The organism is Mycobacterium fragae (assembly GCF_002102185.1).
Lineage (GTDB): Bacteria > Actinomycetota > Actinomycetes > Mycobacteriales > Mycobacteriaceae > Mycobacterium > Mycobacterium fragae.
Window position 1 is genome coordinate 178,314 of sequence record NZ_LQOW01000024.1, and the last position, 13,930, is coordinate 192,243.

Annotated in this window: 14 protein-coding genes and 1 pseudogene; 7 read left to right on the forward strand and 8 right to left on the reverse strand. The window is 68.5% G+C overall.

Features of this window, described 5'->3' with window-relative positions; translation table 11 throughout:
- Window positions 1-50: 50 nt before the first annotated feature.
- From menE to AWC06_RS11845, 4 genes are read left to right on the forward strand one after another with little or no spacing between them, the layout of a single operon-like run.
- Window positions 51-1,130: an o-succinylbenzoate--CoA ligase gene (menE, locus tag AWC06_RS11830; RefSeq protein ID WP_211281960.1), complete on the forward strand. Its 1,080-nt coding sequence runs from the start codon at window positions 51-53 to the stop codon at window positions 1,128-1,130.
- Window positions 1,131-1,176: 46 nt separating this feature from the next.
- A complete protein-coding gene (locus AWC06_RS11835) occupies window positions 1,177-1,692 on the forward strand; it encodes a hypothetical protein (protein WP_085197538.1) in 516 nt (171 codons plus the stop codon).
- Window positions 1,689-2,615, forward strand: coding sequence for an HTTM domain-containing protein (locus tag AWC06_RS11840; RefSeq protein ID WP_085197540.1), 927 nt, complete (start codon window positions 1,689-1,691; stop codon window positions 2,613-2,615). The genes AWC06_RS11835 and AWC06_RS11840 overlap by 4 nt, the downstream gene beginning before the upstream one ends.
- A gap of 11 nt (window positions 2,616-2,626) precedes the next feature.
- Window positions 2,627-3,979: a hypothetical protein gene (locus AWC06_RS11845; protein WP_085197542.1), complete on the forward strand. Its 1,353-nt coding sequence runs from the start codon at window positions 2,627-2,629 to the stop codon at window positions 3,977-3,979.
- Here the strand turns inward: AWC06_RS11845 and AWC06_RS11850 are convergent, their stop codons facing one another.
- Genes AWC06_RS11850 through AWC06_RS11860 form a run of 3 tightly spaced genes read right to left on the reverse strand, consistent with a single transcriptional unit; the run spans window position 3,980 to window position 7,239 of the window.
- Entirely contained in the window at window positions 3,980-4,645 is a 666-nt protein-coding gene (locus AWC06_RS11850; protein WP_085197544.1) for a TIGR04282 family arsenosugar biosynthesis glycosyltransferase, read from the reverse strand.
- Entirely contained in the window at window positions 4,642-5,298 is a 657-nt protein-coding gene (locus tag AWC06_RS11855; protein WP_085197546.1) for a glycosyltransferase family 2 protein, read from the reverse strand. Before AWC06_RS11855 ends, AWC06_RS11850 begins: the two co-directional genes overlap by 4 nt.
- A gap of 45 nt (window positions 5,299-5,343) precedes the next feature.
- Window positions 5,344-7,239, reverse strand: a complete 1,896-nt coding sequence (locus AWC06_RS11860) for a DUF7159 family protein (RefSeq protein ID WP_085197548.1) — start codon at window positions 7,237-7,239, stop codon at window positions 5,344-5,346.
- Between the two features lie 196 nt (window positions 7,240-7,435).
- Here AWC06_RS11860 and AWC06_RS23615 point away from each other — a divergent pair.
- Window positions 7,436-8,933 (forward strand): annotated as a pseudogene (locus AWC06_RS23615) (DUF7937 domain-containing protein).
- On the opposite strand, the gene AWC06_RS11870 reads toward AWC06_RS23615, so the two are convergent.
- Complete coding sequence (locus tag AWC06_RS11870; protein ID WP_085197550.1) at window positions 8,930-9,964, reverse strand: NAD-dependent epimerase/dehydratase family protein; 1,035 nt, start codon at window positions 9,962-9,964, stop codon at window positions 8,930-8,932. The pseudogene AWC06_RS23615 and the gene AWC06_RS11870 overlap by 4 nt on opposite strands.
- Window positions 9,961-10,737, reverse strand: coding sequence for an S-methyl-5'-thioadenosine phosphorylase (locus tag AWC06_RS11875; RefSeq protein WP_085197552.1), 777 nt, complete (start codon window positions 10,735-10,737; stop codon window positions 9,961-9,963). Before AWC06_RS11875 ends, AWC06_RS11870 begins: the two co-directional genes overlap by 4 nt.
- Window positions 10,738-10,774: 37 nt before the next feature.
- Here AWC06_RS11875 and AWC06_RS11880 point away from each other — a divergent pair, with 37 nt between their 5' ends.
- Window positions 10,775-11,647 (forward strand): 1,4-dihydroxy-2-naphthoate polyprenyltransferase, encoded by an 873-nt coding sequence (locus tag AWC06_RS11880; protein WP_085197554.1) that lies wholly within the window; start codon window positions 10,775-10,777, stop codon window positions 11,645-11,647.
- Here the strand turns inward: AWC06_RS11880 and AWC06_RS11885 are convergent.
- Together AWC06_RS11885 and AWC06_RS11890 are read right to left on the reverse strand one after the other, a co-directional pair.
- Window positions 11,636-11,980 (reverse strand): ester cyclase, encoded by a 345-nt coding sequence (locus AWC06_RS11885; protein WP_085197555.1) that lies wholly within the window; start codon window positions 11,978-11,980, stop codon window positions 11,636-11,638. The genes AWC06_RS11880 and AWC06_RS11885 overlap by 12 nt on opposite strands.
- Window positions 11,981-12,097: 117 nt before the next feature.
- Window positions 12,098-12,418, reverse strand: coding sequence for a DUF4229 domain-containing protein (locus AWC06_RS11890; protein ID WP_085197557.1), 321 nt, complete (start codon window positions 12,416-12,418; stop codon window positions 12,098-12,100).
- Between the two features lie 47 nt (window positions 12,419-12,465).
- Between AWC06_RS11890 and AWC06_RS23010 the strand changes: the two genes are divergently transcribed.
- Window positions 12,466-12,630, forward strand: coding sequence for a hypothetical protein (locus tag AWC06_RS23010; RefSeq protein WP_139820024.1), 165 nt, complete (start codon window positions 12,466-12,468; stop codon window positions 12,628-12,630).
- Here the strand turns inward: AWC06_RS23010 and AWC06_RS11895 are convergent.
- A complete protein-coding gene (locus AWC06_RS11895) occupies window positions 12,623-13,915 on the reverse strand; it encodes a MinD/ParA family ATP-binding protein (RefSeq protein ID WP_085198054.1) in 1,293 nt (430 codons plus the stop codon). The two genes, AWC06_RS23010 and AWC06_RS11895, sit on opposite strands and share 8 nt — an antisense overlap.
- Between the last annotated feature and the right edge of the window lie 15 nt (window positions 13,916-13,930).

The window sequence follows — 13,930 nt, forward strand, 5'->3', positions numbered from 1 at the left end:
GCGCACTCCCGGTAGCGCCGGGCCTCTCGGCGCACTCGCTGCTACCCGCGCTGGAACGAGTCTTGGATGGCCGCGATTCCGCCTTTGTCCCCATAGCCGCAGACAGTCGCCCTGAGCTATCGGCATTGCGGGTCGGCGAGGAGATCGACGACGACATCGCCCTGGTGGTGACGACGTCCGGAACCACCGGCGCGCCCAAGGGCGCGATGTTGACCGCCGCTGCGCTGACTGCCAGCGCGGCGGCCACCCATGACCGGCTCGGCGGACCGGGCCGGTGGCTGCTGGCGTTGCCGCCGCATCACATCGCGGGTGTGCAGGTGCTGGTGCGCAGCCTGCTGGCCGGTAGTGTTCCCGTCGAATTGGATGTCTCGGCTGGGTTCGATGTGACCGAATTACCTTCTGCGGTAAGGGAACTCGGCTCCGGTCGGCGCTATACCGCGCTGGTCGCAGCGCAGTTGGTCAAGGCGCTGACCGATCGGGCAGCGACTGCCGCACTCGCTGAGGTGGACGCCGTGCTGATCGGCGGCGGCCCGGCCCCCCGGCCGATGCTGGAGGCCGCCGCGAGCGCGGGTATCACGGTGGTGCGCACGTACGGGATGAGCGAGACGGCCGGCGGCTGCGTCTACGACGGGATCCCGCTCGACGGGGTGCGGCTGCGGCTGGAGGGCGATGGCCGCATCGTGATCGGCGGCGCGACTCTGGCCAAGGGTTATCGCAACCGGCCGGATCCCGACCCGTTCGCCGAGCCGGGCTGGTTTCGCACCGATGATATTGGGGCTGTGGATGATTCGGGTGTGCTCATGGTGCGGGGCCGAGCTGACGAGGCGATCAGCACCGGCGGGTTGACGGTGCTGCCGCAGCCGGTGGAGGCGGCGTTGCGCAGCCACCCCGCGGTGGCCGACTGCGCGGTGTTCGGCGTCGCCGACGACCGGCTGGGTCAGCGGGTGGTGGCGGCCGTGGTGGTCGCAGATGGTTATGAGCAACTGGCACTCGACACGCTGCGCGCACACGTGACACAGACGCTGGACGTCACTGCTGCGCCACGCGAACTGCATATCCTCGATACGCTTCCGATGCGTGGCATCGGCAAGGTGGATCGGCAGGCGCTGACACGCCGGTTCGACCGATGACAAGGCCGGAAAGGAGCTGGCGCTGGACCGCTGGAAGTTGTCGACGTTGGGGCAGCGATTCGAAGGGTCGCGGGCCGGCGAGGCAGCGATCAGCGTCTTGGTCGTGGTGGTGCTGCTCATCGGCGTGGTGTGGAGTCTGCCCGATGCCGAACTCAAGCGGCGGGTTGCGCCCGTCCTGCAGCCGGTTGCATCGGCGACGGGGCTGGAGCAGGACTGGCGAGTGTATGCCCCGGAACCGTTGCGGCGCTTGGAGTTCGTCGAAGTGCGGGTCATCATGGCCGACGGCGACCAGCGGGTGTGGACGAATCCGCGCGGTGACCGGGTGGTGGGGGCATTCGCCTGGTATCGCTGGCAGAAGCTCAAGGAGAACCTGGTCCGTCAGCCCGCGATCCGAGCCGGCGTGGCGCATTGGGTTGTTCACCGGCTCACCGGACCCTCGGAGCGCGCGGTACGCGTGCAGATGCTGTTGCGTACCGAGTTGTTACCAGCGCCGGGCAGCGGCGGTCCGATAACCCGCGGGCAGGAGATTCTCTACGACGAGATCCTCACCGGACGGCGATGACCGAGCCGGAAAGCGGTGGGCGGCCGTGGTTTGCGGCCGCGGTGCAGGCATGGCGGACGTTTTGGTTCCAACCGCAGCCGGCCTACCCGCTCGGCTTGGTCAGGATGGCGTTCGGCGTGCTCGCGATCGGCTGGACTGTTTCGCTGCTACCCGATCTGTACCAGCTGTTCGGTCCGCACGGGGTTGTGCCGCAACAGCCCGGGGGCGTCTTCGGATGGGGCGTTTTTGAAGTCTGGACCAGTGATCGTGCGCTACTGATCGGCTGGGCCGTGCTGCTGGTGTGTTCGGTGGCGCTGGCGATCGGCTGGCACAGCCGGCTGGCCGCGCTGGGGGCATTCGTGCTCATCATTTCCTTCGAACACCGCAATCCGTGGGTGTTCAACTCCGGTGACCTTGCGATACGCATCGAGGCTCTGTTCCTTGCGATTTCGCCGTGCGGTGCGGCGCTGTCGCTCGATCAGAAACGCGGTGGCGGAACCTTTTGGTCGGCGCAGCAGCGGCCACGCTGGCCGGTGCGGTTGCTGCAAGTGCAACTGTCGCTGATCTATCTGGCGTCGGCGCTGAGCAAGCTCAGCGGCGCCTCGTGGCCGCAGGGCACGGCAGTGTCCTACGCCCTGCGACTGCAGGACATGCTGCTGCTGCCCGTCCCGCATTGGTTCGCCGGCAGCGCGCTGCTGATGAACGCCGTCACCTGGGCAATACTCGCCGTCGAGTTTTCGATCGCAATTCTGGTCTGGAACAACCGATTACGACCATGGGTGCTCGGCGCTGGCGTGGTGATGCACACGCTGATCATGATCACCATCGCCGTCGGGTTTTTCACGCTCGCCATGTTCGTGCTCTACCTGGCATTCGTCCCACCCGAAACTGTGGAACATCTGTTTCGCCACCGGCGGGCGGAAGACGACGCGACCGCTCAATAGGCTGAGCGATCGTGAAGCTTGGTCGCAAGGAGGCGCTCGCTGTCACAGCAGGCCTGTTGCTGGTCGCGGCCGCGTTCGTATTGCCGCGCGTGCACTGGGGGCCCCGGCCACGTATCCACGCCGAACCGGACCGGTCCGCCTGGCACGCCGCAGCCGCACCGATCTTCGGCTGGTTTGATGCCCACGTCGGCTGGGGTACCGGGCCGGCGATCCTGCTCGGTCTGGCCGCGGTGGTGTGGGGGCCTGCCGTCGCCCAGCGGCCGCCCTGGCCGGTGCTGACGCTGGCCAGCTGGGCGACTTCCTGCTTGTGGGCGCTGTCGCTGGCCATGATCGACGGCTGGCAGCGCGGCTTCGCCGGACGGCTCACGGACAAAGACGAGTATCTGCCGCAGGTGCCGGGGATCACCGACATCGGCAAGGCGGTGCGCACGTTCTCCAGCCGGATCCTCGACTTCCAGCCGGACTCCTGGATCACCCATGTGTCCGGGCATCCGCCGGGCGCGCTGCTGACGTTCGTGTGGCTGGACCGGCTCGGCCTCGGTGGCGGAGCTTGGGGCGGAGTGTTCTGCCTGCTGGTCGGGTCGAGCGCAGCGGCCGCGATCGTGATCGCGGTGCGGGCATTGGCCGACGAGCTGACCGCGCGCCGGGCCGCGCCGTTCGTCGCGGTCGCGCCGACGGCGATCTGGGTCGCGGTCTCCGCGGATGGGTATTTCGCCGGGGTCGCCGCTTGGGGTATCGCGCTGCTGGCGTTGGCGGCGCGTGGTGCGGTCCGATTCCCCGCACTGATCGCGGCCGGGGCGGGGCTGCTGCTCGGTTGGGCGGTGTTTCTCAGCTACGGGCTGACCTTGCTGGCGTTTCCGGTGTTGGCCGTGCTGGTGTCGGCGCCGCAATGGCGTCCCGCGTTGCGGGCACTCAGCCCGGCCGTTTTGGCCGCATTCGCGATTGCAGCGGTGTTCGCCGCCTCAGGGTTCTCGTGGTTCGAAGGTTATAACCTTGTGCAGCAACGATATTGGCAAGGCATTGCGAGCGATCGGCCGTTTCAGTACTGGAGCTGGGGGAACCTGGCCGCGGTGGTGTGCGCGATCGGGTTGGGCAGCGTGGCAGGGCTCGCCAGGGCATTCGACTGGACGGCGATTCGTCGCCGCTCTGGCCTTCATCTGTTGATCCTGGCGGTGTTGGTCGCGATCGTCTGCGCGGACCTGAGCATGCTGAGCAAGGCCGAGACAGAGCGGATTTGGCTACCGTTCACGGTGTGGCTGACCGCCGCGCCGGCGCTGCTGCCGCCGCGGTCACAACGGTTGTGGCTGGCCGTCAACATCGTCGGGGCGCTGCTGCTGAACAGCCTGATCTTCACCCACTGGTAGTCAAAGACCCGCTTGCCGGGTGGCTCGCGCGAACCGGCTGTCCGGCCGACAGCGTTCGCGCACCGCGGCCACGTCGTCGACGACGTCGACGTCGGCCAACTCTTCGAGCAGTGACACGCTAACGCCGTTGCTGCGTAAGGCTTTTAGCGTCAACGCTCCGGTGTTGCGATGGGACATCGGGACACCGCGCAGGTGCTCGGCGAGCGCCGCGGTGCGCACGCCGAGCGCCCACCAGCCGCCGTCACTGGCCAAGCCGAGCACGGCCGGCGCTTGGGCTAAGCGCCGGCCGCAGTCGGCCAGTAGTTCGGCGGTCACCTGCGGGGTGTCCATCCCGATCTGCAAGACCGGATGCCCGTCGACTGCGGCGTCGGCATGCGCGTTGGCCAGCCGGTCGGCGAAGTCGTTGCCGCGCTGCCCGATAACGGTAAACGTGGTGAGCCGGTCGCGGATCTCGGCGGCGTCGACGGCGTCATGCAGCTCGCCGGTGAGCGCCACCACCCGCGCGGCGACCGGGGTGGCCTCCACCGCGTCGAGAGTGTCGATCAGTGCGGCCGCGGCGATCTGGGCGGCGACCCGATCGCCGACCTTCGCCGCCAGCCGAGTCTTGGCCCGGCCGGGCACCGGGGCCTTCGCCACCACCAGCAACGTCAGCGGCAGGACGCTCATGAGATCGCTTTCCAGAAGTCCAGGATCGCGGTCACGCTGCCCCGCAGCGAGCCGCTGATCTTGGATTTGCCGCCGGTGCGGGGCCCGTATGCGACGTCGTGCTCGACCACCCGCCAGCCGGCCGCGGCCGCCCGCACCAGCAGCTCCAGCGGGTATCCGGATCGGCGGTCCTTGACGTCCAGGCTCAGTAGGGCGTCGCGCCGGAAGACCCGCATCGGCGCGATGTCATGTACCGGCAAGCCGTGGCGGGTGCGCAGCCGCCAGCTCATCATCACGGTGCCCAGCCGCGCGACCCAGGGCCAGCGCAGTCCGGGCACCGGGCGGCGCCGGCCGATCGCCAGGTCGGCGCCGCGGTCCAATTCGGCGACCAGCGGGGGCAGGTCGGCGGGGTCCAGTGACCCGTCGGCATCGATGACGGCGACGATCGGAGTCGTCGCCGCTTCTACCCCGGCGTGCACCGCCGAGCCGTAGCCGGGTCGCGATTCGGCAACCACCCTCGCGCCGTGGCGGCGGGCTACTTCGGCGGTGTCATCGGTGCTGTTGTTGTCGACCACCAAAGCCTGGTAGCCGGCTGGCATGGCCGCCAACACGGACGGCAGCGACTCGGCCTCGTTCAGGCAGGGCAGCACCACCGTGACCAGACCGTCGGGCATGGTTTCCGACAGTAAGGGATCTGGTCCCTGACACCGCTCGGGATATCAGAAGTGGAAGCCGCCCGTCGTGCCGCCACCGCCCGTGGTGCCGCCACCAGTCGTGCCGCCGCCAGTCGTGCCGCCGCCCGTCGTACCGCCACCGGTTGTCCCGCCGCCAGTCGTGCCACCGGTGGTGCCGCCGCCAGTCGTGCCACCGGTCGTGCCCCCGGTACCGCCGGTGGTACCGCCACCCGTTGTGCCGCCGCCGGTCGTACCGCCACCGGTCGTACCGCCAGTGGTCCCACCCGTACCGCCCGTCGTGCCACCGGTCGTACCGCCCGTCGTGCCACCGGTCGTACCGCCGCCGGTCGTGCCGCCACCGGTCGTACCGCCACCGGTCGTACCGCCCGTCGTGCCACCGGTCGTACCGCCACCGGTCGTACCGCCCGTCGTGCCGCCGGTTGTCGCACCCGTGGTACCGCCCGTCGTCGCACCCGTCGTTCCCGTCGTGCCGCCGGTGGTACCGGTTGTCGCACCGGTCGTACCCGTGGTGCCCGTCGTCGCACCGGTCGTGGTGCCCGTCGTACCCGTCGTCGCACCCGTGGTACCGGTGGTACCGGTCGTGCCCGTCGTCGCACCGGTCGTGGTGCCGGTGGTGCCCGTCGTCGTCCCGGTCGTGTTAGGGAACGGGATTGGGATCGGGATCGGTATCGGGATCGGCACGTTCGGGTTTGGCGGGTTCGCCGGAGCCGGGGCTGGGGCAGGGGCCGGGGCGGGAGCCGGCGCCACCGGGGCCGGGGCGATGCCCTGCTGAGGACCCGACACCACCGGCAGGCCGCTGCCCGGCGGAAGAACCGCAGCGGGATTAGCGGTGGGCGGCACCGGCGGCAGCGGCGCCTGCTGTTGAGTTGGCAAGGGCGGCATGAACTTTCCCGGCGCCGCATTCGGATGTCCTTGAACCGGCTGTTGACTGGCGGTCGGGCGAATCGTGATCGCCACCGCGACCGCCAATACCGCGAAGCCCACCACAGCGAAAGCTACGACGGCATTGCTGATGAGCAACGACCGCGAGCTCAGCCGCGGAGCGGCGCCCTCCTCGGCGTACTCGCCTTCGGACTCGTCCATCGCTTCCATCGGAAGCAGTTCGGAATCGTCGGCCATCGAGTAGGCCAGCTGCTCTCCCTGCTGCGCACTCGCCTGCGTCATCTCTGCCGCGGGCGGTATCGCCGCTGCCTGCGTCATGTCTGCCGCCGGGGCCATCGCCGTCGCGTCGCCACCCGCGCCACCTGCCGCGAATGAGTGCGTCATCGTCGTCGGTTCCACCGCCAGCGCCGCACCGCGGGCGATCGCGAATTCGTCCGCAACCTGCACCGGCAGCGCCGATGTGGCCTGCAATTTGTTGGCAACGGTATGCAGGTCGGTCGATGAGTCAGACGACTTTCCGATCAGATAGACGCCGCCCGCGGCGCCGGCTCCCGCGCCCAGCCGGCCCAATAACGTGGCGGCGGCGGAGGTAGCGTCGGAGCCCTCGATCGGCTGGGCGCCCAGAACCGTCGGCGGCGCTTGGTCATCGGCTCCCACCGTCGACAACGTCGCCGTCCGGCCGTCGACCGACAGCAGCGCTGTCTGCTCGCTGCCACCCTGAGAAGCGTTGCGCACCAACGCCGTTGTTGCCTCCACCTCCGACAGCAGCGCGACGTCGATGCCGGCCTCGGTCAATAGACGCCGCAACTCATCGGCCAACTGCTGATCCGACCAACACACCCCGGTTCCGACCAGCCGGTGCTGATCGTCGGCGAGTAACCGGTGGGTGCCGACCACGGTGTCGGTCAACGCCCCGACCGGGTTGGCCGCCACGTCGACCGTCGACTGGTCGAGCACGTCGAATCCCTGAGGGGTCGAACCGACCAGCGCCAAATGGGCGACCGGGCCGGTGACCGCTACCCCCAGAACTGCGTCCACGGGGACTCCCCTTGTGTAGAACCGAACGCCTCACCGCGACGGGCGACGAGATTGTCTTAGCAGCATTAGACTCCCACAACGTCGGCAGTATCGGCCATTCGGCCGATAAGCCCAGCACAACCGCTAACCGAGGTGTTGACTGGGCGCTGGGCCGACCGAGCGTCGACGGCTAACTGCCACGATCCCAGGGGAACCGGTGAGCGAAAGCTACAACGACACGGCTGACAACGCGCCCGGCGGGCCGACGCGGCGGTGGAATATCGGCAGGGACATCGCCGGCGTGGTCCTGCTGCTCCTTGCACTGGTGTTCCCGTGGAACCTGTATTTCGGCGTCGGGATCCCCAATAGCAACGGAACCGTTTTCTGGCTGCTGATTGCGGCCACACTCCTTTCTCTTGGGTCGGTCGCCGCAACGCTTATCGGCCCCGACGACCCGCGGGTGGCGGGACGGCTGCGCCTGGCACTGAACATCCCGTATCTCCTGCTGGTCGTCGGCTTCGTGGCGTTCGACGCGGTGCAAACCGTCCGATACGGCGGCAGCGTGAAAGTGCCGGGCGGCGTCGGCCCTGGTGCATGGCTCGGGGTGGCCGGCTCGTTGTTGTGCGCGCAGCCGGTAATCACCGGAACAGCCGCGGACGACGGCGGATTCGCCCGGTGGCTGCGAGCGAACCGGGTCGTGGGCTATGCGTCGATCGTCGCCGCCGCGCTGAGCTTCGTGTTCGTCCTGTATTGGCGAGTGCGCTATGCCATGCCCGATTCATCCAGCTCATCCGGGTTCGGCAAACAGAACGCCGCCGTGATTGCGACCGCGGTGGTCTACGGGGCCGTGGCGCTGGCTGCCGTCATCGTAGCGTCGAGGTGGATTGTCCAGGGCAGCAAGCCATTCCGGCTGGTGACGGTGGCGCTGGGGGCCTCGACGTTGGTCGCCGGGGGTGATCGTCTGGCTTCTTCCAGTCGGCCGGGAGATCGACGGATTCCACGGCATCGCGCAGAACACGTCGACGGCCGGGGTGGGCTTCGAGGGCTATCTGGCGTGGGCCGCGGCCGCGGCGATTCTTGCGCCGCTGGCATTGCTTGAATCGGTGGCCAACCGACCGATCGACCAGAACGTGTGGCGAGAGGCTGCCCGAAAAGGCTTGCTACTCATCATCGTATGGTGTGCGGGCTCGATGCTGATGAGAATCACCGACCTTCTGGTCGCGGTGAGCCTGAACTTTCCGTTCTCTCGCTACGACAGCATGGCATTGGCCGCATTCGATCTGATCACCGCCGTCGTTGCGGGATGGCTGCGGGTCAACCTGGTCAACCCGTCGCTGAGCTCCAGGCTGCTCTCGGCCGCGAGTGGAATCCTGTTCGGGCTCACCGTTGCCCGCATCGTGGTGGGCATCGCGCTGGCTCCTCGATTCTTGGAGCCCAAGCACCCCATCGGGGTGAACAGCTCGGTCTACGGGAACAATCTCGCCCAGCAGATCACCAGCACGTTCGATGTCGTGCTATGCGGGCTGGCCCTCGGCGTGCTGGCTGTGGTCCTGTTCGCGGGGCGACGCGCTCGCCGGATCGCTCGACGTGCCCTTCCCGCCGCCCCCAGTCGCCCGCCGGCGCAGGCCGCACGCGCGCCGCGGATCCATCGCCCAAGTGCGGAGCGGCCCAAGATCTTTCGGGGCAGCGGTACAGCTCCCCCACCCGAGAGCTAGCCGCGTAGCGGGGCGAACGCGAATTCCCGCAGCCCTTGGCGCGGCTCGATATCCGCCCGGAAACCCAGCACCTCGGCGGCCCGGGCCGGATCGGCGACGATGTGGCGCACGTCGCCGCTGCGGTACTGGAGGGTGACCACCGGCGACACAACGGAATCCCGGGCTTCACACAGCCGCGTCGCCACCTCGAGGATCGAAATCGGCTGCCCGGAGCAAACGTTGGCGGCAGTGAAGCCCTGGCGGTCAGACGCGATCGCAGCCAGGTTGGCGGCGGCCACGTCGTCGACGTGGACGAAGTCGCGCATTTGGCCGCCGTCTTCGAAAACCGGTGGCGGCTGACCCTTTTCGAGGGCCGAGCGGAAGATCGCGGCGACTCCCGAATACGGGGTGTCGCGTGGCATACCCGGGCCGTAGACGTTGTGATAACGCAAAGCCACCACCGAGCCGCCCGTCGACTCCGACCACGCCAGCGCGTAATGCTCCTGCGCGGTCTTGCTGGCCGCGTACAAGCTGCGCGGCCGAAGCGCAGCGTCTTCGTCGACCAGCTGCCAGGCCAGTTCCTCGCCGCCGACCGGGCAGCGGTGCTCGAACACGCCGGCGTCAAGATCTTCGCGACGCCGCGGCAGCGGATCGACAGGGCCGTGCTGGACGCAGTGATAGCGGCCCTGCCCGTAGACCACCATCGATGACGCCAGCACCAGGCGCCGCACGCCGGCGTCGAACATCTGAGCCAGCAACACGGCGGTGCCGTAATCGTTGTGGCTGCCGTAGGCAGGCGCGTCGGCCGCGTCGACGCCGGCACCGACCACCGCCGCCTGATGGCACACCAGATCGACGCCGGCCAGCAGCGGAGCCAGCGCGTCGGCGTCGCGGATGTCGACCCGTCGACATTCGGGCGGCACAGCCGCGTTGTCGCCGTGGGCCGCCGGGAGCATGGCGTCGACGGCGACCACGTCGTGGCCCGCGGTCCGCAGCGCCGCGTCGACTCGCGACCCGATGAAGCCGGCGGCGCCGGTCAGCAGCACCCTCACGGCTCGTCGAACGGCAGTTGGACACCGGTGTGTGACTGGCAGTCGGTGCAGGTGAGCTCGCTGGCGACCTGGCGGATCGCCTCGTGGACGAGTTTCTTGAACGGCTCGATGTTCCTCGTGAATTCGGCGATCACGTCGACGGCCTTAACTCCGCTGCCCGCGTCGATGCCGGCATCCAGGTCGGTAACTAAACCGATTGTGGCATAACATATTTCGAGTTCCCGGGCCAGCACCGCCTCCGGGTAACCGGTCATGTTGATCAGCGTGAAGCCTGCGGCGGCGAACCACTGGCTTTCCGCGCGGGTGGAAAACCGCGGGCCCTGGATGACCACCATGGTGCCGCCGTCGACCACCCCGGGCAGGCCGGTGACTGCTGAGCGCAGCGTCGGGCAGTACGGGTCGGCGAAGGACACGTGTGCCGGGCCGGAGTCGAAGTAGGTGTCGGCGCGACGGCGGGTACGGTCCACCAGCTGGTCGGGCACCACGACTGTGCCCGGCCCGAGTTCGGGCGTCAGGCTGCCGACCGCGCAGGGCGCGAAGACCCGTCGCACCCCCAACGCCCGCAGCGCCCACATGTTGGCCCGATACGGCACCTTGTGCGCCGCATACTCGTGGCCGGCGCCGTGCCGGGGCAGAAACGCGACCTCATGCTCGCCGACCGTGCCGACGGTGATCGGCGCGCTCGGCTCGCCGAACGGGGTGTCCAACTTGATGCTGCGCGCGTCTGCTCCGAAGAAGGTGTAGAAGCCGCTCCCGCCGATCACTCCCAGCATCCGCCCATTGTGGTACAGCGTCTGCAACGATCGAGCCGTGGCCAGTCTTGCGCAGTGGATTGCGGGCGCGCGGCCCCGGACGCTGCCGAATGCGTTCGCACCGGTGATCGCGGGCACCGGCGCGGCCGCGTGGCTGCACGCCGCGGTGTGGTGGAAGGCGCTGCTCGCGGTATTGGTGGCGTGCGCTTTTGTTATCGGGGTCAACTTCGCCAACGACTACTCCGACGGCATCCGCGGCACCGACGACGACCGGGCGGGCCCCGTGCGGCTGGTGGGCTCGCGGCTGGCGGCACCGCGGTCGGTGCTGACGGTTGCGGTGCTGAGCCTCACTGTCGGCGCGGCGGCCGGATTGGCGCTGGCGTTGACCAGCCGGCCATGGCTGATCGTCGTCGGCGTGGCATGCATCGCCGGGGCCTGGTTGTACACCGGCGGGTCAAAACCCTACGGCTATGCGGGTTTTGGCGAACTGGCGGTATTCGTGTTCTTCGGGCTGATCGCCGTCCTCGGTACCCAGTACACCCAGGCGTTGCGGGTGGACTGGGTGGGGCTGGTGCTGGCTGTGACGACGGGCGCGCTGTCGTCAGCGGTGCTGGTGGCCAACAACCTGCGGGATATTCCCACCGACACGCAATCGCAAAAGTTGACCCTGGCGGTGCGGCTGGGCGACACCGGGACACGGACGTTTTACCAGGCGCTGCTGGTGATCGCAGGAGTATTGACCCTGGCGCTGACGGCGGCGACGCCGTGGTGCGCAACCGGATTACTGGCAGCGCCGTTGGCGATTCGTGCCGCCGCACCGGTGCGATCCGGGCGGGTGGGCGCCGAGCTGATTCCGGTGCTGCGCGATACCGGGCTGGCGATGCTGGTTTGGTCGATCGCCGTCGCAGCGGCCTTGGCGTTAGCCGGTTGACGTCCCCGTCCAATACTCGACGAACCGCCCGTCGGCGAATCGCAGAATGTCGTTGCCGTAGAAGACGGTCAGGCTGTCGCCGCTCTTGCCTCGCCCGTTCCACCGTCCGGCGACCAATTCGCCGTCCACCAGCGGCCCGACCTCAATCTGGAACGTCAACTCGTCGAACATGTTGTGGGTTCTTTCGATGGTCGACTCGAGCTCGGCCGGACCGTGCACGTCGTGATCGGGCCAGTGGCCGACGAAGTCGTCGGCGACCAGCTCGGACGCGATCGGCTTGCCGGTCCACAGCTCATGGATCCAGCGGCGGTATGCGTCGTGTGCGTTGCTCATAGCGCCAGCGTGCCATTTTCGCGCCGTCGAGTGTGCGCCGACGGCGTCGAGCGTGCGCTGAGGGCGGCGCTCACCGGCGTGTTGCCGCCGTGGATGCACAGTCGACGGAAGAAGGGCTTAGTCCGCAGTGTCGTCCTTGGGCGCCTCACCGCGCAGCCTGGCCCGCAGTTGTTCGCGGTCGCGGCGCCGACGTTCGGTGGCCACCTCCAGTCCGGCGGTGGCCCGGCGTCGCAGGGGGCTGAACAACCAGATGCCCAGCGGCATGGCAATGATGAGCGCGAACAACACCGCGACGACGATCGGGAATTCGCGCACGCCCAGCAGTCGCGCCGCGCCGTAGATCACCGCGCTGAGCGCCACCACCAGGACCAGCCGAGCCGCGGTGTAGAGCAGAACGTCGACGACGGCGCGGCGCGCCGGGTTCGGACCTCCTGACACGGTCCGAGCGTACGGCGCCGCGTATATTCGGACCAAGGAGGTGTTGAGTGTTATACCTGCTCCTCGTCCTGGTGTTGGGGACGCTGATCTACATCGGCTGGCGCGCGGTCCGCTCACAGGTCAACCGGCCGAAGACTCGCGTTATCGGACCCGACGACGATCCGGAGTTCCTGTGGCGCCTAAGCCACGGTGACAACAACCCGCCTAGATGAAGCGCTCGTTGTATCGCCGCTGATCATTCGGAAAACCATCGGCGACAACGGCTGCCAGTTCGACGAGGGCTTCTCGCGTCTCTCGCTTCAACCGGTCGAGGCTGATCTCGGCGCCCTCCTCGAGATGCGGGTCGAACGGCACCAGCCGCACCGCCCGGCAGCGCCGGGAGAAGTGATCGACCACCTTCTGCATGTCGACCTTGCCTGAGCGAGGTCGCACCGCGTTGATGACGGCGATCGACTTGCGGACCAATTCCTCGTGCCCGTGGGCGTCCAGCCAGTCCAGGGTTGCCGACGCGCTGCGCGCGCCGTCGATCGATCCCGAGCTGACGACGATCAGGGCGTCGGCCTTGCTCAGCACCGCCGACATCGCCGAGTGCAACAGCCCGGTCCCGCAGTCGGTGAGCACCAAGCCGTAGAACCGCTCCAGGACGTCCAGGGTGCGGGTGTAGTCCTCGGCGCTGAACGCCTCGGACATGGCCGGATCGCTTTCCGATGCCAAGACCTCCAGCCTGCTGGGACCCTGCGAGGTGTAGCTGCGGACATCGCTGTACCGCTCGATGCCCTCGGCGTCGCGCAGCAGGTGACGCACGGTGGCCGGCGTCTCCAATGGCACCTTCTGGCTCAGCGTGCCCCGATCGGGGTTGGCGTCCACCGCGATCACCCGGTCACCGCGGATGGACGCGAAGGTTGCCCCCAGGGTGGCGGTGATGGTGGTCTTACCGACCCCGCCCTTCAGCGAGAGCATCGCGATGCGGTAGCAGCCCTTCAGCGGCTGGTTGACCTGGACCATCAGGTCGTTCAGCCGCATGACGCGGGGGCTTTCGCCGACGTTGATCAACTGACCCGACAACAGGTAGAGCCAACGACGCCAACCCTCCGACGGCGGGGGCTTCACCTGCCTCAGCAGGGTGCTGGTGGAAAGTTCCGGATACGGGTGGATCCCATGCGGCTGCGACGTGTCGGCCGGCGGTTGATCCCCGTAGTAGCCGCCGTAGGTCGGCGGCGCCGGCGCATCGACGACCCGTGGCATGCCTCTGGCGGAGGTGGCTGCCCAGGCCCGCGGTTCGGCGCGAGTGGGGGGTGGCGGCACGGCCCGCGTCTGAGATTCGCTGATGCGCCGGTCGGTCCGGAATCCGGCGAACGCCTTGGTTTCGGCCTCGCTGTTCCTCGCGTCGGCCGGCGGGGGCGGCGGGGGCGCTGGCGGCTGGGGTGGCAACTCAGTTGTCGGAGGGTCTTCGCGGCCGCGCGCTACCTCCGCACTGTGGGTTGGATGGTCAGACACGTGCACTTCCCCTCG

Bases quoted from the DNA above. Each gene is read 5' to 3' on its own strand.
- AWC06_RS11850 (WP_085197544.1), bottom strand. From the start codon at position 4,645: ATGAGCGTCCTGCCGCTGACGTTGCTGGTGGTGGCGAAGGCCCCGGTG.
- AWC06_RS11875 (WP_085197552.1), bottom strand. From the start codon at position 10,737: ATGCTGGGAGTGATCGGCGGGAGCGGCTTCTACACCTTCTTCGGAGCA.
- AWC06_RS11840 (WP_085197540.1), top strand. From the start codon at position 1,689: ATGACCGAGCCGGAAAGCGGTGGGCGGCCGTGGTTTGCGGCCGCGGTG.
- AWC06_RS11885 (WP_085197555.1), bottom strand. From the start codon at position 11,980: ATGAGCAACGCACACGACGCATACCGCCGCTGGATCCATGAGCTGTGG.
- AWC06_RS11855 (WP_085197546.1), bottom strand. From the start codon at position 5,298: ATGCCCGACGGTCTGGTCACGGTGGTGCTGCCCTGCCTGAACGAGGCC.